Origin of the sequence: Paenibacillus agilis (genome assembly GCF_007786455.1) — a bacterium.
In the GTDB taxonomy this organism is placed as follows: Bacteria; Bacillota; Bacilli; order Paenibacillales; family Paenibacillaceae; genus Paenibacillus_B; species Paenibacillus_B agilis.
Map to the genome: position 1 here is coordinate 1,490,897 of NZ_VNJK01000001.1, position 26,828 is coordinate 1,517,724.

Sequence of the window (26,828 nt, forward strand, 5' to 3'; positions counted from 1 at the left end):
AACATGGAACAGGTCCATTGTTTACTTAGCTGCTTTTCTCACATATTAGAAAAAATGAATAAGGTAGATACGAGGCCCATGTTTTTCGGTGCGTGGGATGCTCCATTTGAAATTACAGAGCAAGGAATCATTACGTATTATTCAGACAAGATTCATCACGATCACGAGGTCAATTGGTTTACACAACTGTTCAAAGTTGCTGTTACACAATGGTATGATCACGGTCAAGATCGACAGCAAAATTATCGAAAGCTGCACCAATACTTGCGTCGTCGACCGGAATCTCGTTCTATTATTGCTCAGCTTGATATGTATTATATGCCTCATATGACGCTCTTCTATCATAAACAACAGCTGCCTCACTATGTAATCTTACAGCGACTCCCATCGGGCGCATTGTATATGCATGATCCTGACTTTGAATGGGAGGGTGAAGTTGAAGAATATCATGTAGCCGAAGCCTTTTTGAAAAACCAATATGGTGGCGGTTTCTATATTGATCATACAGAGGTACGAGAACCGGACTATTCGGATATTATCTATTACTTTGATACTCAATTCAAAAAGGATTGTAATGAGCTGCCGAAGAGTGTGAAGCAGTTGTTTCATGACATGATAGAAGAGCGAGAAGGAAAATCAATACAATTACTTATGCCTGCTGTTAAGCAACTAGGGTTAATCGTTCTTCGTAAACATAGCTACGAATACGCATTTTCATACTTTAACACTGCACTGCAACTAGATGAACCGGCATATGAAGAGATGCTGGCTAAAGTAAAGAAGCTAGTAAAAGGTTGGACTTCTTTGCAATATTCGGCGATAAAAGTATCAGTAACAGGGAGTGCACAGATGATGGAGCTTCTTACTCAGAAGTTGGACGTATTAGATGAATTGGAGATGAGCATCAAGCGGGATCTGCATGAAATCTACGGGCAATGGAAGACAACATGCAGGCAGGAGCAATTCCATGTCTAGTGTTCAAGGTGATTTGTTAGCTTCGTCGCAGGCTTGTGCACAGTCTCGATTACCATCACATTCACTTCGAATTGGGTATATAGATGGTCAACCGAAACGAGTTAATGAACGAGCTGTAGATGACCAATGGGTTACCTTTATGAAGGAACATGCTGAACTTGTAGCCATCAAGCCTTTTCAGATGATGAAGCTATTCGGAGGCTCCCTTCCTCATTGGCATGATCAATATCCACACTCAACAGCTGTGTTAGTAGAACGTCTGCGATTGTGGGTCCAACAAACAGGTGTGAACACCATTTATGTCAATGTGCCAGCCCTCATCCCTTATTTAATGCATGCTCGCAATCAAGGCCATATTCCGCTTCGATTTTTTATTATCGCTCATTCGGTGGGGTCTGAATATTGGATCAAGCAATGGGTTGCGATAGCGCCTTTGCTCCAGCGGGAAGACACGTTGTTATGTACGACGAACAGTGCCTATCGTGCTCTCTTGAATATATCCCCCATTTATGAGATGTGTCTGCAGGAGCCGTTATGTATTTCTATTCCTGATAAGGATGAGCCCAATCCTATGCAAAGAGATGAGGGGGGCGCAAGGCAGCTGCTCTGCATCGGTAGGATCGAAGATGTCAAAAATATTCATCATGTTATGGAGCTTGTACACCATGTAAGAGCAAAGGGGCATAATGTTCACTTGACGATTGCAGGTGAATACACGGGTGCCAATAATGCTCAAATTGAGCATTATCGAAATCGTATGCAAGAACTAGAGAATCAATATGAATGCTCATCCTATGTTACATGGACTGGAGCCGTATACGGTTCGCAAAAGGAGCAATTATTGGTTGAAACGGATATTTTGCTTAACTTATCTACTGATCCTGGTGAGACATTTGGATATAATTTGCTAGAAGCGAAAGCGGCAGGCATTCCTGTCGTTTGTACAAAGTGGGATGGTTTCAAGGATATTGTAACGGAGCATGTAGATGGTGTGTTTATTCCCGTGCATTGGGAAGCCGACATTCCACAAATTGATGTTCATACAGGAGTCTCTATCGTCTGTAATCTACTTTCAGATGAGCAATTGCTGGCGAATATGCGCAATGAGGCTAAAGGACATGTGAATACCTTTGACTACAAGCTCGTTATGCCTCGCATCATAGAACATCTTGCAACGCAAACGAGCCTTTCTATGATCACATTTGATCCGCCAAGCGAGGGCTTGCTGCTTCAGCCGCTCTCAGAGATTCACGCTTATTCGACATCGTTCTTGCATCATTTGAACTGGGAACATCGAAATATCCTTTCATTGCTAGCGGAGCCTTCTGTATGCAGCTATGAACAGTGGATGCCGTTGTGCAAGCCGATTATTGGGCATTTTGCCGATGGAGGAATAACATGAATCGATACCAGTTGCTTCAGGAGATTCGTATTTACTTAACCCCTAGAACTGGTAAAACAGTATTGGCATATGCAGCCTTAATCCTTTCATTAATTGCATCGATGCTGCAGCCGCTGCTATTCGGCTTTATTATTGATCATATTTTAGTTCGATTTGATGCGACTTTACTGTTTCAATACTTAGCGTTAACTATTTTATGCGCAGCTGTTAGCGCAGGCGCTTCTATTGTATGCTACACCATCTTCCGGAACTTAACGATATCTCATACATTGGATATCCGTGAGAAGCTCGTAGCTCATACTCGTTCTATTCCAATCCATGAAATAGACAAGCATGGTGCCGGCAAATATGCAGCCTTAATTGGTTTTGATTCTTTTACGATGGCGAATTATGTGAACCATGTCGTTGTTGAATATGTGACCCAATGGTTTACGATTTGCTTTGCGATTGTAATGATTTTTGCGCTAGATTGGAAGCTCGGCTTGTTGGCGCTGATTACAATCCCAATCGTACTGGTTATCCCCAAACTATTTGAGAAGTCATTATCTAGATATGCTCATTTTATACGAACCCATAACGAAGATATTGGCACACATTTGTATGAATGCGTTGAAGGATCAAAGGAAATTCGCGCCTTTGGTCTTGAAAAATGGGAGCATAAAAGAAATGCAGCTATGTACAAAGGATTGGTGCAGGCAAGTACCAAAGAGACAATGTTCCAAATGTTTTCTACACAGACGACTTTAATTGTCATTAGTTTAATTGTAGTCGCTATGTATGGCATTGGAGGATTTTTGGTTAATGATGGCGTGTTGAAGGTCGGTATGCTCGTCGCAGCTGCCGCTTATCTGAATAATGTGCTTCATCCTTTGCGTGCAATTAACCAAACTATTACACAGGTCAAGCAAGCAGAGGTAGCATTGGAACGGGTGCAGCAGTTTTTCAATGTGCCTGTCGAGCATGCGCGGACTGTTTCTGAGTCAAACGGCATCATCCGTCGTGAGGATGAAAGTGGACCAGCTATTGAATTGGAAAATCTCTCAATTGTACTCGACGATAAGTCGATTATCGATAATATGAGTTTGACCATTCAGAGAGGCCAGACAGTCGCAATTATAGGAAGAAGTGGATCAGGAAAATCCACTTTATTTTACTCACTAGTTGGTTTCCATGAGCCTACAGCAGGGTCCATTACATTGTTCGATCAGCGCCATGATTTGCTCTCACGTCGACAAATTCAAGAACAGGTAGCCATCGTATTTCAAGAGCCGTTTCTATTTCCAGGTACGATCTATGAAAACATAGCACTAGGCAACGAGGAAGTGACAGAGGAGGAAGTGATGGAGGCCGTGCGAGCCGTTCGCTTGGATGAGAAAATTGCTTCGCTGGCAGACGGACTTCACACTCATATTTACCATAAAGGCTTTCAATTGTCTGGGGGGCAAAGGCAGCGTATCGGAATTGCTAGGGCGTTGGTCAAAAATGCAGACATTTTAATTTTGGATGAGCCTACTTCAGCACTTGATGTGGAAACGGAGCGGCATGTCATGGATAAGCTGCGTGCACGTGCTTCGAATAAGACCGTACTATTTTCTACCCATCGTTTGCAAACGGTAGCTGAAGCCGATGTCATCGTTGTCATGGATGCGGGACGTGTTGTAGAGCAGGGAAGTCATGAGGAGCTCATGCAGCGAGGTGAACTATACTTCGAGTTACTTACGACGTATCGTCAGGAAGATTTGTCCGAGCCTCGAGTACTGGAGCGTGTGTGATGAATATGACAACGTTGAAGTCTTGGTTACAATCACATGGCTGGAATGAGGACGCTGGAATTTACGAAACAGGCAGCGGCGATGTAATTAACTATGTCAGTTATCGTGACATGATTGCTACAGCTGAGCAATGGGCTGTTGGCTGGAGGAATGAGCTGGGTGCGGGAGACTCTCCATTTATAGCGTTAGTATGGATGGATCAGTCGATTCGCTCAATCACATCTTTATTCGCCGTTATATTGTCTGGCGGCATTCCCATACCGCTTCATGAGTATACCGTTCCCGATGAAGTTATCCGTATCGTGGATTGGATTGAGCCTGATCTTATTATATTACCTGATTCGAAGTTACAGCATATAGACGGCGAGCTACAACTAGAGGGTAAATATAAGGGATACCGCGTTATAGAGATTAGCGGGAAGGATCAATGGTGTTTTCATGGTGAGAAAACGACATCTTTTGAACGAGAATACAGTTCTTCACAGTTGGATCAAGCCGCGATTATTTTTCTATCTTCTGGCTCTACAGGTTTGCCTAAAGGAATTATGTTAAGTGATGCCAATATTATGGCAAACTTGATGCAAATTCAAAGAGATGTACAGTTGGAAGCTAAAGATCGTGTTCTATTATTTAAATCATTAGGCTATAGCTCAACGTTTACAGGGGAATTATTGCTCGCGATGCTTGCCGGAGCATCGATCTACTTATGCTCCGTACGGCATCCACTTGAGCTGATTCGTTTTGTAGACAAGCTGCAAATTTCATATGTTTGTACGGTACCCGCTTTAATCACAGCTTTGGACAAAAATCGTTCGTGGTCATTTCCTTCCATGGGCAGTTTGAGGAAACTGCTAATTATCGGGGGGAAAGCGGCACATAACACGGTACAGTCTCTCCTCGAAAGAATACCGAGTACACAAGTCATGATTGGTTACGGTTTGACAGAAGCAGCGCCAAGAGTATGTAGTTTTATTTTAAATGATGTTCCTGACAAAGCAGGAGCAGCAGGATTGCCACTAGATGGTATTGTAATGCAAATTCGAGATGAGTTTGGCGAAGTTCAGCCTGGAACAACGGGTGAAATTTATGTGCAGGGTCCTAATGTCATGCTTGGCTATTATAAGGATGAGGTGCGCAGTAAAGCAGTGCTAACCGAATACGGATTGAGGACGAATGACATCGGTCACATGGACGATGATGGGTATTTATACGTGACAGGGCGTGCAGATAATGCGATGAATGTAGGCGGTCATACCCTTTATCCCGAGTCGATCGAGCTAGTGTTGTCCATACATCCGATGATTGCCGAAGCAGCTGTACTGTCCATTGAAGATGCGCATTGGGGAGAAAGAATTATAGCTTTGATCGTTTGCCATCAGAAAGATAACAGTGAGCAAGAATTATATTCGTACTGTCAACAAAAGCTTCAGCCAGCTCAACGTCCTAAGGAAATTGTAGTCGTCTCAACGATTCCAAAGACGAGTAGCGGCAAAATTAATCGTACAGCGCTTAAACCATTGTATTTGGAGGTACATCATGACAAATACGTCCATTGATTCTATTTATAATCAGGTTGTTCATGTGATCGGGAAAATTGTGAAAAAGAGCCCAGAAAACATTGTGGATGATCACCAGTTAATTGAAGATTTAGGATTGGACTCCTTGCTATTTCTTGATTTGCTTGCTGAATTGGAAGCAAAATTTGGATTCGAGCTTTCTATTGATGATTTTGATCCTGAGTATTTTCATTCCGTCCACTCTACAGTAGCCTTTGTGAAAGATAGAGTGCAGGCATGAGTAACCCAAGTATCATTACTATAGTAGAACAAATGAAGCATGAGCTCGCTCATCAAGTTCCCTACTACTTCCCGTGGGGCAATAAAGAGTTTACGTTTCGTGATCTCCCATTCTCAAACAAGCACTTGATAAATGAGCATCGGGATCAGCTTGAGCGATTGCCTCAAGGCAAGACATATGAATCCTATACATCTGGAACGACAGGTATTCCTTATCGCTGCATTCGTTCTGCTGAAGAACAATGCAAGCTATCAGCCGCAATATTTCGCAATCGACGGCGGTGGGGAATTCCGCTCCGCCACCGTATGCTGCTGTTAAGCAATCGCATGAGTGATGAACCTAAAATGATGGAGCATTATGTACAACAAATGAGCATTCAGCAGCCGCATTTTATTCAAGGACGCTTTTCTTCTCTGTATCAATTAGCTCAGTATATGACAGATAAGCAGATCGAACCGCCACCTAGCCTGTTATTTATCCAGAACTGGGGAGAATCAATTATTCCGTCACAACGAGCATTTGTGGAAGCGGCCTTCGGTGTACGTTTGGCTGACTATTACGGATTGGAAGAAATGTGGCTCATTGCATTTGAAGCACCTGATGGACGATTTTTAGTTGATGAACAGGTCGTCTTCGTAGAAGTTATTGATCCTGATACGCTTGAGCCGGTCAGTGATGGAGAGTATGGGGAAATTGTTGTAACTTCACTCGTGATGCGTACCGTTCCCTATGTTCGATACCGAACAGGTGATATCGGGAAAATATGGAGAGATGATCAAACGGGGTCGTTGTGCATCCAACTTATGCCGATGAGAATGTCACAAATCGTTCTACCTGATAAACGAGTAAACGCAGCATTTTTTCGATACTTTGATAAGTTTTTTTATGATTTGTTCAAGCAGCAAAGCATTCGTCAATTTCAAATTGTACAAACGGCATATACTTCTTTTACCCTCCGGGTTGCAGCGGATGAACTTGTTCAGCTTGATCATCTGGAAAAAAGTCTACATACACTGCTAAGCAATTATTTGCATGTCGAAGTGAATGTATCGCTCGAACGTGTATCTCGTATTCTTTCACATTCCGAAAGTGGTAAGGTTCCTTTTTTCGTTACGCAAGTACAAACAGAGCAGGCGGAGAGAGGAGTAATGATATGAGTAAAACATTGCCCTATGGTGAAGTAAATCCCGCACATCTTGTAAAGCTTGGTGCTTTAGAATGTGCAATGTCGTCTATTGCAACTGCATTGAAATTGATAGGCAGGGATCCTGGCCGTTTATTAATGCATTATTGGAATATGACTTATTATCGTGACGTTCTCTATGCGGGACGAAATGTGATGAGGAGCCGAATCGAAACGTTTGGGAATTGTAGCTTACAGTTTCAAATTTGCAGAGGAAGTTTACTAGAGATGCAGCAGCAATTAAAAAGTGGCTGCTTATTTCTGTACCAATGCAGAGCTTCGCAGCTGCCGTTTTTTCCTCGCAACATGCTGAATTTTGAAGCGAACGGATTTGACCACTATGTATTAGTGTCTGGATATGACGAGGATACTGATTCTTTTTACGTAACAGATCCTATTTGTGAGCATATTGGATTAGTCACTCGAAAACAGCTCGAAGCAGCGGCAATGGTTGAGCAGCAATATTATTGCTTTATGATACAACCATTTGGAGAAGGGACAAGCCAGCCATCTCTTCCTCAGTATGCTGATTCTGTGCCTGTAAATAAATATTTAACGCTGCATTACGATGTGCAAGCGTTCGATCAATTTATTCAGCATTTACATGTAGGGCGAGAATGGGATGCTTCACGACGGAGATTATGGACGGAGCGTAACATATTGTCTATCGCTTCATTGATTAAAATGAGAACGATTGTATGGGAGTATATGACTCACCTTCGCAGTATACCAAGAGGAGCAAAGGAAGCGTTGCAGCTTCAACATAAGCAAATTATTAAACTGTGGAACGGTATTAGCTTCCTGCTATTGAAGTATAAGATGAATGATGATTCAGCGTTAATAAATAGGGTTGAAGAACTTGTTCGCGCGGTGAGAAGAGAAGAAGAAGCTTTCATACAAAACATTATATCCCAAGAGGTGTCTTCATGAATGTATCGGTCTGTACGATATCGTTTAGGCACATGCTCCTGTCATTTGCAGATATTGCTCAATTTGTTCATGAGCAACGATTTCAGGCGATTGAATTGTGGGGAGTACATGCAAAATCACTTTCTCAGGGTGGAGCGGCTGTCATCGAACATTGTCGTTATTTATTAAAGCTTTATCAAATTGAGATTTCTATGATTAGTGACTACATAGATGTCTCACCACAAGCCGATATGAAGTCGTCGATATTGAAGTGTGATGAACTTATAGCATTAGCACAGCAATTTGGTACGAATAAGATCCGTACTTTTGCTGGCAAAGCACCGAGCCAATCCGTGAATAAACATGAACGTGAGATGGTTGTGAATCATCTTCGAGTTATCGGGGAGCGTTGTGCAGCTGCAGGAATTATGCTTCTAATCGAGACGCATCCGAATACAATTGCTGATAATACAGAGTCCACATTGCTGTTAATGAAGGAAGTCAACCACGAAGCGGTAAAAGTTAATCTGGATTTCCTTCATTTGTGGGAAGCGGGAGATGATCCGTTGGCAAGCTATGGACAATTGCATAATTGGGTCGAGAACTTCCACTTAAAAAACATCACTTCCCTTGAGAATTGTACGGTTTTTGATTCCAATAATGTGTATGCACCAAGTGGCAGTCGTTCTGGAATTGTTCCGCTTTCTGATGGTCAAGTAGACTATGCATCTATAATAAAAGCAATTCATAAGTCTGGTAAAAATGCCTCGTTGGAATGGTTTGGTGACGATCCGCTTCGTTACTTGGCTCAAGAAAGACAATGGATACAGCAGCTTGTCTAAAAGTTGTCTACCGCTCTCCATACTAGTAATCTGATTCAGTTATCACACATTCACAAGCAACGATTTCAAATAGACTAGAATATAAGGAGATAAAAATGATGAATGATAGAATTATTCAAGCGCTCAACACAGCAAGTGCTCAATATGGGACGCCCTTCTATTTGTTCGATGAAGTTCAGCTGAAGTTGGATTATGAGCAGCTTCGCAATTATCTACCATCATCTGTGTCTTTGTACTATTCTATGAAAGCGAATCCGAATCCGACTGTTATTCAGCACTTGCTAAAATGGGGGGCACAGTTGGAGATTGCTTCGATTGGTGAGTTTCAACGTGCGATCGAGCTAGGAGCGAATGTGGCGAGTATCGTATTTACAGGGCCAGGTAAGACGGCTGAGGATATTGAAATCTGCTTGCGTAAAGGTATCGGAATTATTAACGTAGAGCATCTGGAAGAGCTCGCTGTCGTAGAGCAGGTTGCTGCTCAGCTCGATCTGGTCGCGTCGATTACATTGCGTCTGAATTTAAGTCTTGATTCAACAGGTTCTCGCATGGCAGCAGGCGGTGGTGCAAGTCCATTCGGCATTGATGAAGAATGTATTGAAGAAGCTGTTTCTATTATTAATGAGTGCAACCATCTTAAGCTTGTTGGTATTCATACACATCAAGGTACCCAAAATTTTAGTATCGAATATTATGAACAAGCTACAGAGCGGATGCTCTATTGGTATCGAAAGTTGCAGCAAGTTTATCAGTTCCAGCTTACTACGCTTGGTCTTGGCGGAGGTTATGGAGTTCCGGCATTTATTGAAGATGAACCATTTTCAATCGAAATGTATGAGCAAATGCTGCGGCAGAAGTTGAATGAACATGCAGATCTTGAAATTCCAAACGTATTTATTGAATCAGGACGGTATATCGTATCTCGGATGGGGTATTTCGTGTCCAGTGTACTATATGCGAAGCAATCTAAGGACAAAAATTACTTGATCATTGACGGTGGTACGAATCAACGTGCTGGTCTCGGAAGGACATTTAAGAAACCGCTTCCCCTAGTCAAAATATCAGCCGATGGACAAATGGAGGGTTCCGGCGAACAGCCAAATTCCACCTCTTACACCGTAGTAGGACCACTTTGCACACCAATGGATGTCATGCAAAGCGGTGTTGATTTTGCAAAGGTTAATCAAGGTGATCTGATCGTATTCTCCAATTCTGGTGCGTATGGTCTTACGTATGCAAATGTCCATTTTTTATCACATCGACTGCCGCCCGAATTACTGCTCACACAGGATGACACCTTGCGTGACATTAGTTTGATCAGTCCGCTTAGGGAGGAGTCGATATTACGATGAACCATTATATCCATGATCTGCTGGACACTGCGGTATCTCGTTATCCAGATAAAGTGGCTGTTGTTACAGAGTCCTCTTCGTGGAGTTACACCGACTTGCAGCAAAGGAGCAGCCAATTATACAAATGGTTGAAAACGCAAAACGTGCAAGCGGGAGAACGCATTTTGTGTGCAATGCCAAACAGCAGCTTTGTACTCGCCGCCTTATTTGCTGCTTCTCGACTCGGTGCCATATTTGTACCCATACATGAAGAATTGAAGAGTAAAAACTTATCCTATATTGTTAGCGATTGTGAACCCAAAATCATTTTTGCGGCACCATCAATAGCTGGTTTGATTGACTCTGGATACTCAACGGTTGTGGTGCTGGACACGGATGATGAAGCATCATTATGGGACCTGTTTCGTTTAGAGAACGAGCAGTCTGAGTTTGCAACTGCAGATCAAGGAGTATTCCCAGAACGAGAAACGGAAGTAACTTCGGAACAGCCTGTTTTGTTTATTTATACATCTGGAAGTACAGGCAATCCGAAAGCGGTTATATCTACTCATAAGCAAGTTCTGTTCGCTGCCGGCTCCATTCAGCAATGTTTGCAGGTACGGCATGATGATATTGTCGGAAACTTTTTGCCGCTCTCTTTTGACTATGGTTTGTATCAGATGTTTCTAGTCTGTTATGAAGGAGCTACGCTTGCCTTAGGTCATAAGAAGGATATCGGTCCAATGTGGCTGAAAAAGCTCTACGCATGGGGAGTTACAGGTCTTCCGTTGATGCCAGCAATGGCGGATGGACTGCTGAAGCTGTCCCAAAGGCCACGTTCTCAACTGCCAGCTTTGCGCTTTGTAACCAATACAGGTGCGGCTTTCCCATCTTCCTATGTGGATACATTAAGCAATCTATACCCGGAATGCAGTATATTTTTGATGTATGGATTGACGGAATGCAAGCGGGTTGCTATTTTACCAGCTGAAGAGGCACGTGTGAAGGTTGGTTCGGTTGGCAAGCCTATTCCTGGTACAACTTGCAAGGTGATAAATAAGGATGGGAACGAGGCAGCGCCATTTGAAATAGGTGAGCTTGTCGTTAGCGGTCCTCATGTGATGTCAGGATATTGGAAACTTCCTGAACTTACGGCTAAAAGATTCGACACATCCAATGATACGGGTGAGCGGCAATTGTATACAGGCGACTTTTTCTATGCAGATGAAGAGGGCTATCTCTATTATCAGGGTAGGTCCGACGATGTATTTAAACAGCAAGGGTATCGTGTGAGTGCAATTGAAATTGAAGAGACAGCATTGAGTCACCCAGGAATTCGGCTGGCTGTCCTATTGAAGCCGGATGAACAGCATGAATGTGTGCTTGCTGTTACGGGTGAGGTAGATGAGCGAGAATTGCTACTGTTTATGGCAGAACAACTAGAGTACTATAAGCTGCCTGAACGGATCGTCGTTCTTGATGCTTTTCCAACTACATTGAATGGGAAAATCGATAAGCAGGCACTTAGATTGTCGATGGAACCATACCATGATCAGGTTACATAAAATAATTATAGGTATGAAGGTCTGCTGTTAAGTTGTAAAAAGGTCGCATATTATAGTAAATAGGGCTCTCAGATGGCTTATAGACTAGTTCTATAGTCGTTATATGAGGGTCTTTTTTTGTTAGGGTGCACAATTTTATTTGGAGAGTAGATAATTTTATCCCTCTGCTGTCGAATTATCATCCTTACAAGTATTAACATCGCGGTTTATAATGAAAGCGTATTAAAAAACCTTAACAAACACTTTAAGGGAGGTCATGAGATGAAAAAAGGTCTAGTTCTATTAACGACACTTTTGTTCATCGCTACAACTGCTTTGACGGGTTGCGGCGGAGGCGCTAAAGAAAGCGGTTCTTCAAACGGCACTACTACGCCACAAACAGAAACAAAGACAGAAACAAGCAGTGAGCCATTTGAATTGAAGCTTCGCCATACGCAAGTAGGTGAGTCGAAGAAAAACCGCTTTAACATTTTGCAAGACGTAGTTAAGACAACAGAAGGTGAAATTGCTGGTTTGTCCGTCAAGTTAGACGGTGTCGAATCAGAAGTTAACCGTAAAGAAAAACTACGTGCCGAGATGACAAACGGTGATCCACCTGATATTTTCGATGCTTTCGGTAGCCCAGACGTTAAGCTTTATGCTGAAAACGGACTAGTTGCTGATATCGCGCCAATTCTTGATGAGTTGGGTATCAAGGACCAGTTCCTATCTCATACACAATGGGAAAAAGACGGTAAAATCTACGGCTTGCCAGTAGGTGCTTCTATCGAAGGTTACTTCTACAACAAAGAATACTTCGAAAAGAACAAAATCGAAATTCCTAAAACATTGGCTGAACTAGATGCTATCGCTGAGAAAGTGAAAAAGGATGGAAAAATTCCATTCGCTATCGCTTCCAAAGATGCTTGGGTTCCGTTGATGACTACAAACAACCTGTGGACTTACTATGCAGGTGCTGATGTTACTAAAGGATTCGCTAAAGGCGAGTCTAAGTGGAACGATCCGAAAATGATCGAAGCTTTTGCTAAACATGCTGATTGGTTGAAAAAGGGCTACTTCAAACAAGGTGAACTTGGTCTTGAGTACGCTACTCAACGTAACCAAATCATCAACGAAGAAGCAATTATGATGTACGATGGCTCTTGGGCTACATCCGTATTTGCTGACAAAGCTCAATCCGGTAAAATGCACGGAAAAGTTGGTTTCTTCATGATGCCACCTCTTAATGCAGGCGACGGATACAGCATCATGTTCGACTCTAACAACGGATATGCGTTCTCTCAAAAAGCAATCGATGATCCGAAGAAGCGTGAAGCTATCAAAGCGTTCATCAAAAACTTATACAATGAAGAAATGCAGCTTCGCGGCTTGAAAGAAGATGGAGTTATTCCTTCCATGAAAATCGAACAAGCGAAGTTGAACGAAACAGTTAAAGGCAACGACTTGCTTGAAGCTATTCTAGCTCAAATGGGCGATGTTAAATACACATGGCCTGCATTCGACGCTCTTGTACAAGCAGACGTGAACACAGCACTTAGCCAACAAATTCAAAAAATGATCAGTGGTCAAGCAACACCTCAACAAGTGGGCGACGAAGTACAAAAAGTCCAAGATGAGGCAAATGCTGCTCAATAATCATCTATACAAAAAGTAGAATAAATCTACTACACGAGCACCGCCCTACTTAACAGGGGGTGGTGCTCTCTACATTATAGTCTGTTATTTCGGGGTACATCTCTCGATATTTGGAACGGACGGAGGGAAATCATGAATCAAGCACTTAGAAATCCATTAACGTATTTCTTATTCTTGCTTCCAGCACTTGTGCTGTTTATTGCATTCTTTATTTATCCTGTAATCGTAGCTATTTATTATAGCTTTACGAACTGGAACGGATTTGCGAACTACAAGTTTATCGGATTCGATAACTATATTAGAGTGATGAGCAAGGCTGACTTCTGGGCGTCGGTCAAAAATAACGGATTCTTTATTTTGTTCTCTTGTTTCATTCAAGTTCCGTTAATTATTTTCTTTTCACTGCTCATCTCCAATGTCAAGCGTTTGAGAGGTCTATATAAGACGGCTGTATTTATGCCATCTGTTATGTCTACAGCGGTAATCGGGATTTTGTGGGGTTTCATCTATGACCCAGATGTCGGTTTGTTGAACAAGATATTGGGAGTGTTCGGCATAGATCCGATCATGTGGTTGTCCGATGAAAAGTGGGCAATGATCGCGATTCTTATTACAAACGCTTGGCAGTGGACCGGATTCTATATCGTTATGGTGTTGGCAGCAATCCTCTCTATTCCTAAAGAATTAGATGAAGCTGCTATGATCGATGGAGCAACAGGTATTCAAAGAGCTCTTAAAATTACGGTTCCATTGATTATGCCTATCGTGTCTGTGGTTATCATGCTTTCCATTGCTGGTGCGATGAAAGCAGCAGATATTATTATCGTTATGACAAAAGGCGGACCTGCTGGTTCTACTGATGTTATGACAACGTACATGATGAAACACTCGATTGCTAGCTTTAAATACGGCTATGGTTATAGTATTTCAGTCCTTATTTTCATCTTCACGCTCCTCATTACGCTTGCATATCAGTTCTTGATTGCACGTAGAGCAGAAAGGATTGAATACTAATGGTCAAACTACTAAAGAAAAGTGTAAATCATATTTTCCTACTAGGGTACTTGCTCATTATTTTATTCCCATTCTTATTCGTCCTATTCTCATCTGTCAAAACAGACAATGGTGCAATTTCTAGCAATCCGTTCGGTATACCGACAGAATTTGCTTGGGACAATTATGTGAAAGCATGGGTAAATGCGAATATTGGTGGATACTTCTGGAACAGTTTGTGGATTTCAACTGTAGCTACCATAGCTACATTGATTATTGGCTCACTCGCATCATTTGCAATTACTCGTATGCGTTATAACAAGCTGAGTTTCGTTACTTTCCAATTTATATTACTAGGTTTGTTGATTCCAGGAAACGCTTTGCTGTTGCCTATATATGGTATTCTCAAACAACTTGATTGGTTGAATACACCAATGGCTTTGCTTCTCCCTTACACAGCGTCTGCAATTCCGTTTACGGTTATTATATTGGCTGCATTTATGCGCTCGATACCTTCAGAAATTGAAGAAGCAGCTGTTATCGACGGCTTGAGAGCACCTGGTATTTTTACTAGAGTTGTGATGCCTCTGAGTGTTCCAGCACTAGTAACCGTATTTATCGTAAACTTTATGAGTAACTGGAATGAATTCTTGCTTGCGAACTACTTCCTGAGTGATGATACATGGCGTACATTGCCGGTAGGTATGGTAGGCTTCCGTGATGCTTACAATACGAACTATGCTCAAATGAGTGCCGGTATCGTATACAGTGTTGTTCCTGTAATGGTCATCTACGCATTCTTGCAAGAGAAGATCATTGAAGGTCTAACAGCGGGCGGAGTAAAAGGTTAAAAAAAGTTAAAAATAATCGAATAATAGAAGTGAATTGTTCTCTATTAAGTGGTAAACTGGAAAAGGTTCGTCACAAAAATAGAGACTAAAGGGGTAGTGAGAGGAATGAACTTACGTTATAAATTATTTAGCGGCTTTGTTCTTCTGATCATTATCCCTTTATTTTTATTGGGGACGATAACGTTTACAATTACGTTTCAAATGATAGAGAAAAAGTATAGTGAGCAAACCGAATTCTCTATGCAGGCGATGGGACATAGCATTCGATCCGTATTTAAAGAAGTCGAGAAGATTATTGATAACGGTATAGCCAATAATATTTTTCAACTTGCGTTAATTTCTCCGAATGAGAAAGATCAAGACTTAGTCCAAGAGAAAGATAACGATTTTGATATAAATAGAGGGGACGGTACTTTACCTGTTCAACCGTCGTTAAAGGCTACTGATTTAAAAGGGATTGACTATTTAGAGATGAATGACCGACAGCAGATATTTCGGCGGCTATTGTTCAATCATCCTTCTATTAGTTATGCCTTTTTGTATAATCTAAAGGGCTATACATATTATCCAGGGTCAGGTTATACTGACATTATCCCAATATTCGCCAAAGAAAACTTTAAAACGATGCCTTTCGAAGAATTTATCAAGCATCCTATCTATGATGAAGTAATGAACAGCAAGGGGTCACCGGTTTGGCTTGGACCAAATGAAATACCTGAGCTGACGGGGTCTGAGCAAGTGTTTACACAAATTAAAGTAGTTAAGGATTTGTACACGCTCAAAAACTTAGGGGTTCTCATCGTCCAAGTAAATGATTGGGATATCGAGACCTTCTTTAATAACTTTTATCATGTGGAACAAATGCGAAATTCTAGATTTTTCATCGTTAATGAGAATGGGTTAATATTGTTCGATAATGAAAAAAAATTGAATGGTAATAAACTTCCTAATTATTTAGCCAAGCCGATTGAGATGAAGGAAGGCTATCACAGTTACAAAGACAAGTTTAATGATCAGGATAGTGTCCTTTCATTTTATGAGATTCCAGAATACGGCTGGCATTTGGTATCTGTCCATTCTTGGAATTCCTTATCTAATGAGATGATGGAATATATTAAATGGGTATCGATCATTATGCTTATTTGTGTGTTGGGTGCTCTGTTATTCTTATTTTTGTTCATGAATCGGGTTACGAAGCATATCGTTCGTACGGTGAGATTCATGCGGAGAGTAGAAGAGGGAGATTTGCAAGCGCGCGTAGATGAGGAAGGACAAGATGAGCTTCGCTTATTATCGCGTGGCTTCAACCGCCTTATTGATAGAGTAACTGATTTGCTAGAGCAAGTGAAGCAAGAGCAACAGCAGAAAAATAAAGCTGAAATGCGTGTGCTTCAAGCTCAAATCAAGCCCCATTTCCTATTCAATACATTAGAATCGATCAATGTGCTTGCTATACAGAATGAAGGCCGTAAAGTAAGTCATATGGTACATAGGTTGGGAAATATATTGCGCATTAGCATACAGGATAAAGAAGAAATTACAATCCGTCAGGAACTTGAGTATTTAATGAGCTATTTGGAAATACAAAAGTTTCGGTTTGAAGATGTATTTAATTTTGAGTTCGATGTGCCTGATGAGTTAATGCACTGTATGATTCAAAAATTAACGCTGCAGCCGCTTGTTGAAAATTGCATTCAGCATGGATTTGATGGCATTTCTTATACAGGATTGATTCGTATATCTGCATGTTCGATAGATGGAAGAATCATTTTGAAAGTAGAAGACAACGGGGTAGGAATTCCCGCAAAACAATTAATGCGATTCCAATATATGCAGGATGATGATTCAAGATCGCTAATTCCACAGGAAGAAAAGGCGTTAAATATGGAGCGACGAGGATTAGGCGTACGCAGTGTGGCTGATCGCATACGCATCCAATATGGTAGTCAATATGGATTGTTTATTTGTTCGGCTCCTAATGAAGGAACGATCATACAATGTACAATACCGAGATATGAGCAGGGTGAGAACAAATGAGTGTGAAGGCTATTTTAATTGACGATGAAGCTCCGATTCTAAACAACTTGAAAATTGTGCTTCCATGGGAAGATATGCAAATTCAAATTGTTGGTACTGCTCGTAATGGAGTAGAAGGGCTGAACCTTGTCCGAGAGCATGAGCCTGATTTGATTCTATGTGATATACGCATGCCAGTAATGGACGGGATGGAATTCCTGAAGGAAGTGAGGCAGTTGGGCGGAGAAGTAGAAGTGCTCATGCTCACCGGATATCAGGAGTTTGAATATGCCCGTATTGCACTCCAGCATAGTGTAAGAGATTATATTTTAAAACCAATTAACTATGAAGAGTTGGAAAATACGGTACGCAAAGTTGCAGATATCATACGTAATCGCAAGATGGAGAAGAAGATGGCGGAGCGTCGTTGGGGCAAAGTCATCAGCCTTGCTTATGAGAAGATGATGTTTGATGTGATTATGGGCTTCTCTGCTGGTCATCCAAGTTATTTTACTGTAGATGATAAGGATCAGGCTGATCAGCTTGTATATACTTTGTTACTTGTAGACTTGGATCAATACGCACAGCAGACGGTTTCTTGGAGTGATAATGAGCGCAGGCTTTGGAATTTTGCTGTACGCAATGTCCTGCAAGACGCGCTGCAAGGTGATGAATGGCTTAAATATGCTGTACTTCAAACACGTGAAGGCGAATGGTGTATTCTTGTCCAATTTTATAAAGATCGCTTCGAAATTGAAGAAAATGATGTGGCAAACTGGGCATCGATGATTCAAGATGCAGTACGAAATCACATCAAGTTTACAGTCAGTCTTGCGTGGGATTCTGGACCTGTACCGATGACGGGATTGTCGAGTACGTTTAAGCGCCTCCAGCGCGTCCTGCTTCTCCATCCTGATGATGAAGTACTTGTATCGGTTGATGAGAGCTCTATCGCTCGACAAGCTGCTTCTGTATCACAGTGGCAACCCGTTGAGGAAATCGTATCAGGCATGAAGCAGAACGATAAAAAGAAGATCGAACAAGGCCTTGCGACGCTTCAATCCAGTCTTTTGCAAATGTCAGAGCATTCTATTGTACGTGCTGAGAAGTTCCTGCACTACGTTATTATTCATCTGTTGAGGGAAATGCGTGAGTTAGAGCTGCTTAGTAAGCAAGAAGAAGAGCAGGCATGGGATCGGCTTCAGTACTGTGTAAGTGTAAAAGATTTAATGATCGTCATTTCTCAACTTGTTGTACAGACGAAGGAACATGCAATGAATAAAAAGTCGAGCGAGCTAATGATGATAGCTGCTAAAGACTATATTCAACGCAATTTAAGTTCAGATATTGGTATTGATGAGATTGCTGATTATTTGGGCATAAGCTGCAGTTATTTTAGTTTATTGTTCAAAAATTATTATAGTGAGACCTTTGTAGAATATGTAACCAAACAGCGTATGGAACTAGCAAAATCCATGTTGCTCATGACCGATAAGAACATCACCCAGATTGGCAGCTTGGTCGGATATTCAGAACGTCGATATTTCTCCAGGGTATTTCAGAAATATACGGGGTTGACGCCTTCCGAATATCGTGAGAAAGAAGCTCAGAGTTCAAGTGTATAAACTATAAAAATATTATTTCATAAGGATGGGATTCATTATGAATATTAGTGAACTAACGCTGGAGCAGAAAATCGGACAGATGGTCATGTGTGGATTTAAAGGACTAGAGGTTGACGAAAATATTACGACATTGATCGAAAAGCATCATCTTGGGGGCATTATTTATTTCCGCCGCAATTTGGATAACAAAGAGCAAACTTGCAAGTTGTCACGTGATTTGCAATTAATTTCGAAGAAGAAAACGGATATTCCGCTCTTTGTTTGTATCGATCAAGAGGGTGGAATGGTAGCGCGTATTGACTGGGATGATGTCACTTTGATTCCGGGAAATATGGCTCTAGGTGCAACTCGTGATGCGCTGCTAGCATACGACGCGGCTCGTATTTGCGGAGAAGAATTATTGAAGATGGGGATCAATATGAACTTCGCTCCGAGTGTTGATATTAACAATAATGCGAATAACCCAGTTATCGGGGTTCGATCCTATGGAGAGCGTCCTGATTTGGTTACTGAGCTTGGAAATGCTCAGATCCGTGGTCTACAGGATGCGAATGTATCCGCTACTGCAAAGCATTTCCCTGGACACGGTGACACGGCAGTTGATTCTCACCATGGTCTAGCTTCTGTAGCACATGATGAACAACGATTGACTAATCTAGAACTTGTTCCATTCGTTCAAGCGATTTCTGCAGGTGTTGATCTGATTATGACAGCACATGTGATGTTCCCAGCTTTCGAACCAGAACAGCGTCCTGCTACGGTATCGCGTCGAGTTCTGACTGATTTGCTGCGCAATAGATTGCAGTACCAAGGCATCATTGTAACGGATTGTTTGGAAATGAAAGCTATATCTGCTGTGTATGGTGTTGCAGAAGGTGCAGTTCTGTCTGTAGAAGCGGGTGCTGATATTGTACTCGTTAGCCATAGATTTGAAGAGCAAACAGCTGCGTTTGAAGCACTTGTTGCTGCCGCTCGTTCAGGCCGTATTTCTGAAGCTCAAATCGATGCATCTGTAGAACGTATTCTTAATTTGAAGCAGCGTCGCCAAATGGATATATTGCCTGAAATAACAGCTGACTTTGCTGAGCAGTTTGCTACTCCGACTTCAAAGGCCGTTGTTGAACAAATTTGTGAGAAGAGTATTACCCTTATTAAAGATGAAGGATTGCTTCCGCTGCAACCAGAACTGAAAACGTTGGTTATTTGGCCAGAAGTTCGTGAGCACACTGAAGTTGATGAACCAATTGAGCAGATGTATACAGTTGCTACGGGATTGCAACCTTATATCAAGGATGTAACTGAATACCGTATTGGAACGTATCCGAATGCAGATGATGTTGCAGCTGCGGTCCAATTTGCTGCCGACTATGAGCAAATTGTAGTTGTTACTTACAATGCGGTTTCCCAATTACATGAGGGCCAAGTTGAAATTGTAAAACAGCTTATAAATCAGCATGAGCGTGTAATTGTTGCATCGTCCCGTAACCCTTATGATCTAAATCAATTTGATTCCGTTAAAACGTACTTGTGTTGTTACGAGAATCGTCCTGCATCGATGACGGCATTAGCAGAAGTATTGGTAGGACGCAAGCAAGCCGAAGGTAAACTTCCTGTTACGATTAATGCGGAATATCCTTATGGGCATGGTATTAACGGCAGCAAGCAGACGATATCATAGTATAATAATTTGAAAATTAGTGTTAAGACCCGCATCCATAATGATGTGCGGGTCTTTTGTGTGTAATTGTTTTGCATAAGAGTTAAATAGTGCTAGGTTAATAGAAAAAACTCAGGTATAATAGTAGGAATTGTGCTGTAAAGAAAGGTAGAATGTGTCTTTACACAAATGAGCATATTTATAGAAACTTTTCTATTCATTGTGACGTCTATTACTATGTCTCCTTGAACAAGATAATCGGTCCAACGACGTTACGAGTGCAGACGAGGAATACTTTAGGAGTAAGGAGAGAAGGAATGAGTCATTTTAGATGGAAACGCACAGTTGCTATGGCTTTGGTAGCACTACAATGTGCTGCTGTAGTCCCAGTAGCTAGTGCATTAGAGCAGAGAGAAATGATTGATGTTACACAAGTTCAAACAGTTGAATCGCAAACTGTAGATGGTTACCAGTCACCAATTGATGGACAAGACCTGAATGGTACGGAGCAAACGAGTGACAATGGAACTACTACTGAAGGCGGGTCAACGAGTGGAGAAAGCGTAAATCCTAATGTTGATGGTTCTACATCTTCAGAAACTGGTCAACCTACTGATGAAACAACTGGTGATCCTAATGCAACGGATGGTTCATCTATTGAAAATCCGAACACAACAGAACCTAAAACCAAGGAGCATAATATAGATACAACTATTTATGGCTCAGATGTGCTCGTTATTTTGGCTAATAGCAATGTTATTGTACATAACAATGTAACCTATTATTCCAAAGAGCCTATTACCGTTAAAAAGGGTGTATCTTACATTTCCGTTCGTGGCTTAGTAGAACGTTTTGGCTTTCAGCTTGATTTCGATAATACAACAAAAGAAACGATCATAAGGCAGGGAGACCGCGAACTACGATATAAAGATAAATCGAATGTCTACCGAGTTAATGGTGAGTCAACCAAAATGAGCGGTGCTTCCTACTTGCAGAACAATACGTTTATGGTCCCTCTAACGTCTGCGCTTCAAGCGATGCAGATAAAGTACGAGTGGGAGCAACAAACTAAGCGTATTATTGTGCAAATGTCCGCTGCACCTGTAGCTAAGTTCAAAGTAACACCTGAACATATTTTTGCAGGCCAAACAGAAGTTGTGGTTGAGAACCAATCTTTCCACCCACGTGGATTGCAAATTATTGATTATGAGTGGACAGGACTAGAATCGTTCTATTCTGTGGAAGGCCAATATACAATTTCACTTCGTGTTCTTGATGAAAAAGGAGTATGGAGTGAGCCATACAGCGTGACGATCAATGTCCAGCCGCCTAATATGCCGCCGGTTGTGGACTTTACAACCAATAAAACCGAGTATAAGATGGGTGAGCTCATCGAGTATCATAATGAAAGTTATGATGATGAAGATGCGATTGAAAAAGTAGAATGGACGAACAATAAGCAAGCGTTCTTTACACCTGGCGAACAGCAAGTAACGTTGAAAGTTACAGATAAACATGGCTTGTCGGCAGAAATTACAAAATCCGTTACGATTACAAATGAAACACTTTATACGTTCGATGAGTTCAATAAGATTTATACGCAAGTAGGATATGTTTACCCAATAGATGGTTCCACTATTTTGGGAATGAAGGAATTAACTCCACAATTGCGACATGGTCAGCGTACATTGTACCGTTCGAATAGCCCAGAGTCTATCGTACAAGATGGTATCCTTTATAAAGATCATATTGCCGGTGGAACTCGAATATTGATGCACCACAAAAATGCCAAGTCTACGGACATCAAATTGTATGTAGTCGTTAAAAATATTTCAGATGAAGATGCGGTTGTACGAGTGGAGCGAGCTGGTGCAGCAGGTCCAAGTCTACATCCACAGCAAACGGGTAAAGCTGCAGCACAGCGCTATTTCCAGTCTTTCCGTGAGCATGGTATTATATCGGAACAAACATTGAAACCTAAAGAGTCTGCGCTATTAATGCCTGAAATGAGCAGCAGAGCAATTAAACCGCAGCAAGTATATACGATGTATGCTGATTTCTTGGGAGACAACAATTTAGAATATAAAATAATTGCACTTGATGCGAGCAAGGATATTTGGAAAGAGCTTCCGAACTTGCAAGTACTCCCGTCTGATGGTACACACATCCGTGGATCATTCAATAATGCAGACCGCACATTGACGGTATCTGAGCTAGTGGGAGAAGAGCCTTCACGTATTGTATTTGGTGATAATAAATCTGACAAAACGATTGGAGGCTGGGATACAACTTCCAATACAGATGTAAACAATGCAGGTAACTACGGCGTTCTATATCGTGTTGTTTTGGATCGTGTTGCACCGAATACACTAATTGGTGTTAACGCCCGTGGTGGCCAATACTCCGGCTCTATATTAGTTAACGGTCAGGAAATAGGATTGCCGATTAATGGCATCCTGAAAGGTAAAGATGAAGCAGTCCCAATCTATCGTACAGGCGATCGTGAAGAGAAGGTAGAGATTTGGTTTACGCCTGCAGCAGCAAGTACGATGCCATTGAACGTGTTCATGACTCAGCTTCCACCGAAGCGTACGTAAGCAACGTACTTACAAGTGACGGTGTAGCGTACAATCATTTATAAATAGCAAATTTAATATTCGGTCTTATAAATGTTCTTATTGCTATCGTTTATCTCATTCGGAAGTCGCTGCAACTTGCAGCGGCTTTCTTGCTGTTTGACAAGGTGTCAACCTTAACGCATTATAAAGATAGGGGGGACGAAGATGCTGAAGACTGAGCAAATGCTGCAAAAGATGTCGAGTCAAGGTTTGCGAATTACAGAGCAGCGCCGCACATTAGCTAGGCTCTTTGCTGAGACGGAAGGTTACTTAACACCGAAAGATGTATATGAATATATGGGACAGCAATATTCAGGACTTAGCTTTGATACGGTATATCGTAATTTGCGCGTGATGCATGAATTAGGTGTGTTAGAACAAGTTATATTTGAGGATGGCATGAAATTTAAGGCGCATTGTTCGGCCAGCCATCACCATCATCATATGATTTGCTTGCAATGTGAGAAGACGTACCCGATTCATTATTGTCCGATGCCAGCTTTAACGGATGTACCTGAGCGTTTTCACGTTGTGAAGCATAAGTTTGAGGTGTTTGGGTACTGTGAAACTTGTCAATACAAGGAAGAGCAGGTGTAACAGGAAATGAAACGAGCCAAGACATGGACAACGGTTACGCTTAAGGCACCGATCCATTTCTATCGTCGGTTTCTCTCACCGTTGAAGCCGCCTAGCTGTAGATTCTATCCGACTTGCTCGCAATATGCATTGGAAGCAATTGATGTTCACGGTGCTGCGAAGGGTTCGTGGTTGGCGATGAAACGAATAGCTTGTTGTCACCCATTTCATCGTGGTGGTTACGATCCAGTACCGCCTAAGCATGAAGATATAAGAGCTGGAAAGTCAGACGAAACTGCTGAAGATGGATATTCCCACAATTCAGGTCATTCTAGCCAGTCTTGAGTTAAGCCGAGTGAAGAAGTTTAGAAATGGATGTATGATAATTGACAGTGGACGCAGTTCAAGCTATATTGAGTAATAATGTGTTCATTTGCAAATGTGAATATTTATATCAGATGCTGATGATGAGATGAGTACACAGTCGTGCTATTGCAGAGAGCCGGGAATTGCTGTGATCCGGTATAGCTACACGGTGGAAGATGGTCTCGGAGGTTCTGGAAGTGAGCTTCGTTTCAACTCTTTATTTTCATTAAGAGTGTGAGAATAGTGAGCTTTCAGTGAGTCATTCTCATTATCGAATGCTGTGCTGCCTGTATGCAGCGACAATGAAGCTGGCTGATCTTACAAACGGATGTTTGTATCGGATGGTGCCGGAAATTTGGGTGGTACCACGTGAGGATAACTCTCGTCCCAAGCGGATGAGGGTTTTTTTGTGTCCGCATAAGGTACATGGTTTACTGTGTGTTCCAACTTATATAGATATAGATGTAATTCAAGGAGGAAGTAATATGTCTAAACCTAGCAATACGTTCTACATCACTACACCTATTTATTATCCAAGTGATAAGCTGCACATTGGTCATGCTTATACAACAGTTGCAGGGGATGCAATGGCACGTTATAAGCGTCTTCGCGGCTTCGATGTACGTTATTTGACTGGTACTGATGAGCATGGACAGAAAATTGAGCGCAAAGCAGCTGAAGCGGGAAAAACACCTCAACAGTTCGTAGATGACATCGTAACAGGCATCAAGGATCTGTGGAAAAAGCTCGATATTTCTTATGATGACTTTATTCGCACAACAGAAGATCGTCATAAAGTAGTTGTTCAACAAATTTTTGATCAGCTGGTTGCGCAAGATGATATTTATAAGGGTACATATGAAGGTTGGTATTGTACGCCTTGTGAATCGTTCTTTACTGAGCGCCAGCTGACAGATGGCAATTGCCCAGATTGTGGTCGTTCCGTGGAACTAGTAAAAGAGGAAAGCTACTTCTTCCGTATGAGCAAATATGCGGATCAGTTGTTGGAGTACTATGAAAACCATGCTGATTTTATTCAGCCGGAATCCCGTAAAAATGAAATGATAAACAACTTCATTAAGCCAGGGCTTGAGGATCTTGCAGTATCCCGCACCTCGTTTGAATGGGGCGTTAAAGTAAAAGGTGACCCGAAGCACGTCGTTTACGTGTGGATCGATGCGTTATCCAACTATATTTCAGCACTTGGATATGGTTCGGAAAATACGGAATTGTATGAGCGCTATTGGCCAGCAGACGTGCATTTGGTTGGTAAGGAGATTATTCGTTTCCACACGATTTATTGGCCGATTATGTTGATGGCATTGAAGCTTCCTCTGCCTAAGAAAGTATTCGGTCATGGCTGGTTGCTTATGAAGGACGGTAAAATGTCCAAGTCTAAAGGTAATGTCGTTGACCCAGTCGTATTGATTGATCGCTATGGTTTGGATGCACTTCGTTATTACTTGCTGCGTGAAGTTCCATTCGGATCAGATGGCAGCTTTACACCAGAAAGCTTCGTAGAGCGTGTAAACTTTGACTTGGCTAACGATCTCGGCAACTTGCTAAATCGTACGGTTGCTATGATCAATAAGTATTTCGATGGTGTGATTCCTTCTTACGAAGGCAAAGTTACTGCTTACGATGAGAACTTGGAATTGTTCGCTATTCAAACCGTTGATCGTTTCGAAGAAGCTATGGAGAAAATGGAGTTCTCTGTTGCGCTGACGGCATTGTGGCAGTTTGTAAGTCGTTCAAACAAATATATCGATGAAACACAGCCTTGGACGCTTGCTAAGGAAGAAGCGAATCGTGCTGACTTGGCTTCTGTCATGAACCACTTGGCAGAGAGTCTGAGAATCATTTCAACGATGCTTCAACCGTTCTTAACGCAAACTCCAGCACGTATTTGGTCTCAGCTAGGTATTAATCAAGAGCATGCGACATGGGAGCAGTTGCGCACATTCGGCGTCATTCCTGCTGGTACGAAAGTAGAGAAAGGCGATCCAATCTTCCCTCGTTTGGAAGTTGAAGTAGAAGTGGCAGCCATTGCTGAAAGTATGAGCGGCGGTGTTCAACAAGCGGATGCTGCTAAGTCAGAAACTGCGGCACAAGCAGGTGACGCTCAAAATGCAAGCAAAGCTGTTGAAGCGGCGGAATTGAAAGAGGAAATCAGCATCGATGACTTTGCGAAGGTAGAACTTCGTGTGGCACAAGTGAAGCATGCGGAACCAGTTCCTAAGGCGGATAAGCTGCTTCGCTTGGAGCTTGATCTTGGCTTCGAGGAGCGCCAAGTTGTATCTGGTATTGCTCAATACTACCGTCCTGAGGAGTTAATCGGACGCAAAGTTATTGTTGTGACTAACCTGAAGCCAGTGAAGCTGCGTGGTGTTCTCTCTCAGGGGATGGTGTTGGCCGCATCTCATGAAGGCCAGCTTACGCTTGCTACGGTTCCGGATTCGATGCCAAATGGTGCGGTTGTAAAATAAGTTGGATTGAAATAAACCATATAGGAGCCTCTGTGTTCTCTTCCAAATCGAAGAGAGGACAGAGGTTCTTCTCTTTTCCTATAACGGGCATACTAGGATATGCATCCGTACATACATGCAATAATTCTATTTAGTAGAGCATCATTTTTGGTTGACACATGTTAGGTAGGTGTCTATAATCTTAATAGTAATGATTACGAAGAAGAGTGAGCTGAGTTTTTGCTCCTTT

Annotated in this window: 20 protein-coding genes; all 20 read left to right on the forward strand. The window is 41.9% G+C overall.

All coding sequences use genetic code 11. The features are described 5' to 3' along the window. The first annotated feature begins 3 nt into the window (after nt 1-3). Entirely contained in the window at nt 4-975 is a 972-nt protein-coding gene (locus tag FPZ44_RS06605) for a DUF6005 family protein (protein ID WP_222429795.1), read from the forward strand. Then, nucleotides 968-2,377, forward strand: a complete 1,410-nt coding sequence (locus tag FPZ44_RS06610) for a glycosyltransferase family 4 protein (RefSeq protein WP_186785939.1) — start codon at nt 968-970, stop codon at nt 2,375-2,377. Before FPZ44_RS06605 ends, FPZ44_RS06610 begins: the two co-directional genes overlap by 8 nt. Beyond that, the gene (locus FPZ44_RS06615; protein WP_144988519.1) at nt 2,374-4,149 is read left to right on the forward strand and encodes an ABC transporter ATP-binding protein; all 1,776 of its coding nucleotides are present in this window, start codon (nt 2,374-2,376) and stop codon (nt 4,147-4,149) included. The genes FPZ44_RS06610 and FPZ44_RS06615 overlap by 4 nt, the downstream gene beginning before the upstream one ends. After that, nucleotides 4,149-5,705, forward strand: a complete 1,557-nt coding sequence (locus FPZ44_RS06620; RefSeq protein WP_144988521.1) for a class I adenylate-forming enzyme family protein — start codon at nt 4,149-4,151, stop codon at nt 5,703-5,705. The genes FPZ44_RS06615 and FPZ44_RS06620 overlap by 1 nt, the downstream gene beginning before the upstream one ends. Continuing rightward, nucleotides 5,686-5,946 (forward strand): phosphopantetheine-binding protein, encoded by a 261-nt coding sequence (locus tag FPZ44_RS06625; RefSeq protein ID WP_144988523.1) that lies wholly within the window; start codon nt 5,686-5,688, stop codon nt 5,944-5,946. Before FPZ44_RS06620 ends, FPZ44_RS06625 begins: the two co-directional genes overlap by 20 nt. Then, the gene (locus tag FPZ44_RS06630) at nt 5,943-7,103 is read left to right on the forward strand and encodes a phenylacetate--CoA ligase family protein (RefSeq protein ID WP_144988525.1); all 1,161 of its coding nucleotides are present in this window, start codon (nt 5,943-5,945) and stop codon (nt 7,101-7,103) included. The genes FPZ44_RS06625 and FPZ44_RS06630 overlap by 4 nt, the downstream gene beginning before the upstream one ends. Then, on the forward strand, nt 7,100-8,059 hold the full coding sequence (locus FPZ44_RS06635; RefSeq protein ID WP_144988527.1) for a C39 family peptidase: 960 nt from the start codon (nt 7,100-7,102) through the stop codon (nt 8,057-8,059). Before FPZ44_RS06630 ends, FPZ44_RS06635 begins: the two co-directional genes overlap by 4 nt. Then, a complete protein-coding gene (locus tag FPZ44_RS06640) occupies nt 8,056-8,880 on the forward strand; it encodes a sugar phosphate isomerase/epimerase family protein (RefSeq protein WP_144988529.1) in 825 nt (274 codons plus the stop codon). The genes FPZ44_RS06635 and FPZ44_RS06640 overlap by 4 nt, the downstream gene beginning before the upstream one ends. Before the next feature lie 95 nt (nt 8,881-8,975). Further along, the gene (locus tag FPZ44_RS06645; protein ID WP_144988531.1) at nt 8,976-10,232 is read left to right on the forward strand and encodes an alanine racemase; all 1,257 of its coding nucleotides are present in this window, start codon (nt 8,976-8,978) and stop codon (nt 10,230-10,232) included. Next, nucleotides 10,229-11,776, forward strand: coding sequence for a class I adenylate-forming enzyme family protein (locus tag FPZ44_RS06650; RefSeq protein WP_144988533.1), 1,548 nt, complete (start codon nt 10,229-10,231; stop codon nt 11,774-11,776). The genes FPZ44_RS06645 and FPZ44_RS06650 overlap by 4 nt, the downstream gene beginning before the upstream one ends. Before the next feature lie 261 nt (nt 11,777-12,037). Next, nucleotides 12,038-13,411: an ABC transporter substrate-binding protein gene (locus FPZ44_RS06655; protein WP_144988535.1), complete on the forward strand. Its 1,374-nt coding sequence runs from the start codon at nt 12,038-12,040 to the stop codon at nt 13,409-13,411. A gap of 132 nt (nt 13,412-13,543) precedes the next feature. Then, complete coding sequence (locus FPZ44_RS06660; protein WP_144988537.1) at nt 13,544-14,425, forward strand: carbohydrate ABC transporter permease; 882 nt, start codon at nt 13,544-13,546, stop codon at nt 14,423-14,425. Further along, nucleotides 14,425-15,255 (forward strand): carbohydrate ABC transporter permease, encoded by an 831-nt coding sequence (locus FPZ44_RS06665; RefSeq protein WP_144988539.1) that lies wholly within the window; start codon nt 14,425-14,427, stop codon nt 15,253-15,255. Before FPZ44_RS06660 ends, FPZ44_RS06665 begins: the two co-directional genes overlap by 1 nt. Before the next feature lie 105 nt (nt 15,256-15,360). Beyond that, nucleotides 15,361-17,292, forward strand: coding sequence for a sensor histidine kinase (locus tag FPZ44_RS06670; protein WP_144988541.1), 1,932 nt, complete (start codon nt 15,361-15,363; stop codon nt 17,290-17,292). Beyond that, the gene (locus FPZ44_RS06675) at nt 17,289-18,896 is read left to right on the forward strand and encodes a response regulator (RefSeq protein WP_144988543.1); all 1,608 of its coding nucleotides are present in this window, start codon (nt 17,289-17,291) and stop codon (nt 18,894-18,896) included. Before FPZ44_RS06670 ends, FPZ44_RS06675 begins: the two co-directional genes overlap by 4 nt. Nucleotides 18,897-18,933: 37 nt before the next feature. After that, nucleotides 18,934-20,574 (forward strand): beta-N-acetylhexosaminidase, encoded by a 1,641-nt coding sequence (gene nagZ / locus FPZ44_RS06680; protein ID WP_144988545.1) that lies wholly within the window; start codon nt 18,934-18,936, stop codon nt 20,572-20,574. A 296-nt stretch (nt 20,575-20,870) separates the two neighbouring features. Beyond that, the gene (locus FPZ44_RS06685; protein WP_186785940.1) at nt 20,871-23,150 is read left to right on the forward strand and encodes a copper amine oxidase N-terminal domain-containing protein; all 2,280 of its coding nucleotides are present in this window, start codon (nt 20,871-20,873) and stop codon (nt 23,148-23,150) included. Nucleotides 23,151-23,336: 186 nt separating this feature from the next. Continuing rightward, nucleotides 23,337-23,768: a Fur family transcriptional regulator gene (locus FPZ44_RS06690; protein WP_144988549.1), complete on the forward strand. Its 432-nt coding sequence runs from the start codon at nt 23,337-23,339 to the stop codon at nt 23,766-23,768. A gap of 6 nt (nt 23,769-23,774) precedes the next feature. Continuing rightward, the gene (gene yidD, locus FPZ44_RS06695) at nt 23,775-24,092 is read left to right on the forward strand and encodes a membrane protein insertion efficiency factor YidD (protein WP_144988551.1); all 318 of its coding nucleotides are present in this window, start codon (nt 23,775-23,777) and stop codon (nt 24,090-24,092) included. 506 nt (nt 24,093-24,598) lie between these two features. Then, a complete protein-coding gene (gene metG, locus FPZ44_RS06700) occupies nt 24,599-26,599 on the forward strand; it encodes a methionine--tRNA ligase (RefSeq protein WP_144988553.1) in 2,001 nt (666 codons plus the stop codon). Nucleotides 26,600-26,828 lie beyond the last annotated feature (229 nt).

Bases quoted from the DNA above. Each gene is read 5' to 3' on its own strand.
- FPZ44_RS06660 (WP_144988537.1), top strand. From the start codon at position 13,544: ATGAATCAAGCACTTAGAAATCCATTAACGTATTTCTTATTCTTGCTT.
- FPZ44_RS06610 (WP_186785939.1), top strand. From the start codon at position 968: ATGTCTAGTGTTCAAGGTGATTTGTTAGCTTCGTCGCAGGCTTGTGCA.
- FPZ44_RS06650 (WP_144988533.1), top strand. From the start codon at position 10,229: ATGAACCATTATATCCATGATCTGCTGGACACTGCGGTATCTCGTTAT.
- FPZ44_RS06605 (WP_222429795.1), top strand. From the start codon at position 4: ATGGAACAGGTCCATTGTTTACTTAGCTGCTTTTCTCACATATTAGAA.
- FPZ44_RS06685 (WP_186785940.1), top strand. From the start codon at position 20,871: ATGAGTCATTTTAGATGGAAACGCACAGTTGCTATGGCTTTGGTAGCA.
- nagZ (WP_144988545.1), top strand. From the start codon at position 18,934: ATGAATATTAGTGAACTAACGCTGGAGCAGAAAATCGGACAGATGGTC.
- FPZ44_RS06640 (WP_144988529.1), top strand. From the start codon at position 8,056: ATGAATGTATCGGTCTGTACGATATCGTTTAGGCACATGCTCCTGTCA.
- FPZ44_RS06620 (WP_144988521.1), top strand. From the start codon at position 4,149: ATGAATATGACAACGTTGAAGTCTTGGTTACAATCACATGGCTGGAAT.
- yidD (WP_144988551.1), top strand. From the start codon at position 23,775: ATGAAACGAGCCAAGACATGGACAACGGTTACGCTTAAGGCACCGATC.
- FPZ44_RS06635 (WP_144988527.1), top strand. From the start codon at position 7,100: ATGAGTAAAACATTGCCCTATGGTGAAGTAAATCCCGCACATCTTGTA.
- FPZ44_RS06670 (WP_144988541.1), top strand. From the start codon at position 15,361: ATGAACTTACGTTATAAATTATTTAGCGGCTTTGTTCTTCTGATCATT.
- FPZ44_RS06615 (WP_144988519.1), top strand. From the start codon at position 2,374: ATGAATCGATACCAGTTGCTTCAGGAGATTCGTATTTACTTAACCCCT.
- FPZ44_RS06645 (WP_144988531.1), top strand. From the start codon at position 8,976: ATGATGAATGATAGAATTATTCAAGCGCTCAACACAGCAAGTGCTCAA.
- FPZ44_RS06630 (WP_144988525.1), top strand. From the start codon at position 5,943: ATGAGTAACCCAAGTATCATTACTATAGTAGAACAAATGAAGCATGAG.
- FPZ44_RS06655 (WP_144988535.1), top strand. From the start codon at position 12,038: ATGAAAAAAGGTCTAGTTCTATTAACGACACTTTTGTTCATCGCTACA.
- FPZ44_RS06625 (WP_144988523.1), top strand. From the start codon at position 5,686: ATGACAAATACGTCCATTGATTCTATTTATAATCAGGTTGTTCATGTG.
- metG (WP_144988553.1), top strand. From the start codon at position 24,599: ATGTCTAAACCTAGCAATACGTTCTACATCACTACACCTATTTATTAT.
- FPZ44_RS06675 (WP_144988543.1), top strand. From the start codon at position 17,289: ATGAGTGTGAAGGCTATTTTAATTGACGATGAAGCTCCGATTCTAAAC.
- FPZ44_RS06690 (WP_144988549.1), top strand. From the start codon at position 23,337: ATGCTGAAGACTGAGCAAATGCTGCAAAAGATGTCGAGTCAAGGTTTG.
- FPZ44_RS06665 (WP_144988539.1), top strand. From the start codon at position 14,425: ATGGTCAAACTACTAAAGAAAAGTGTAAATCATATTTTCCTACTAGGG.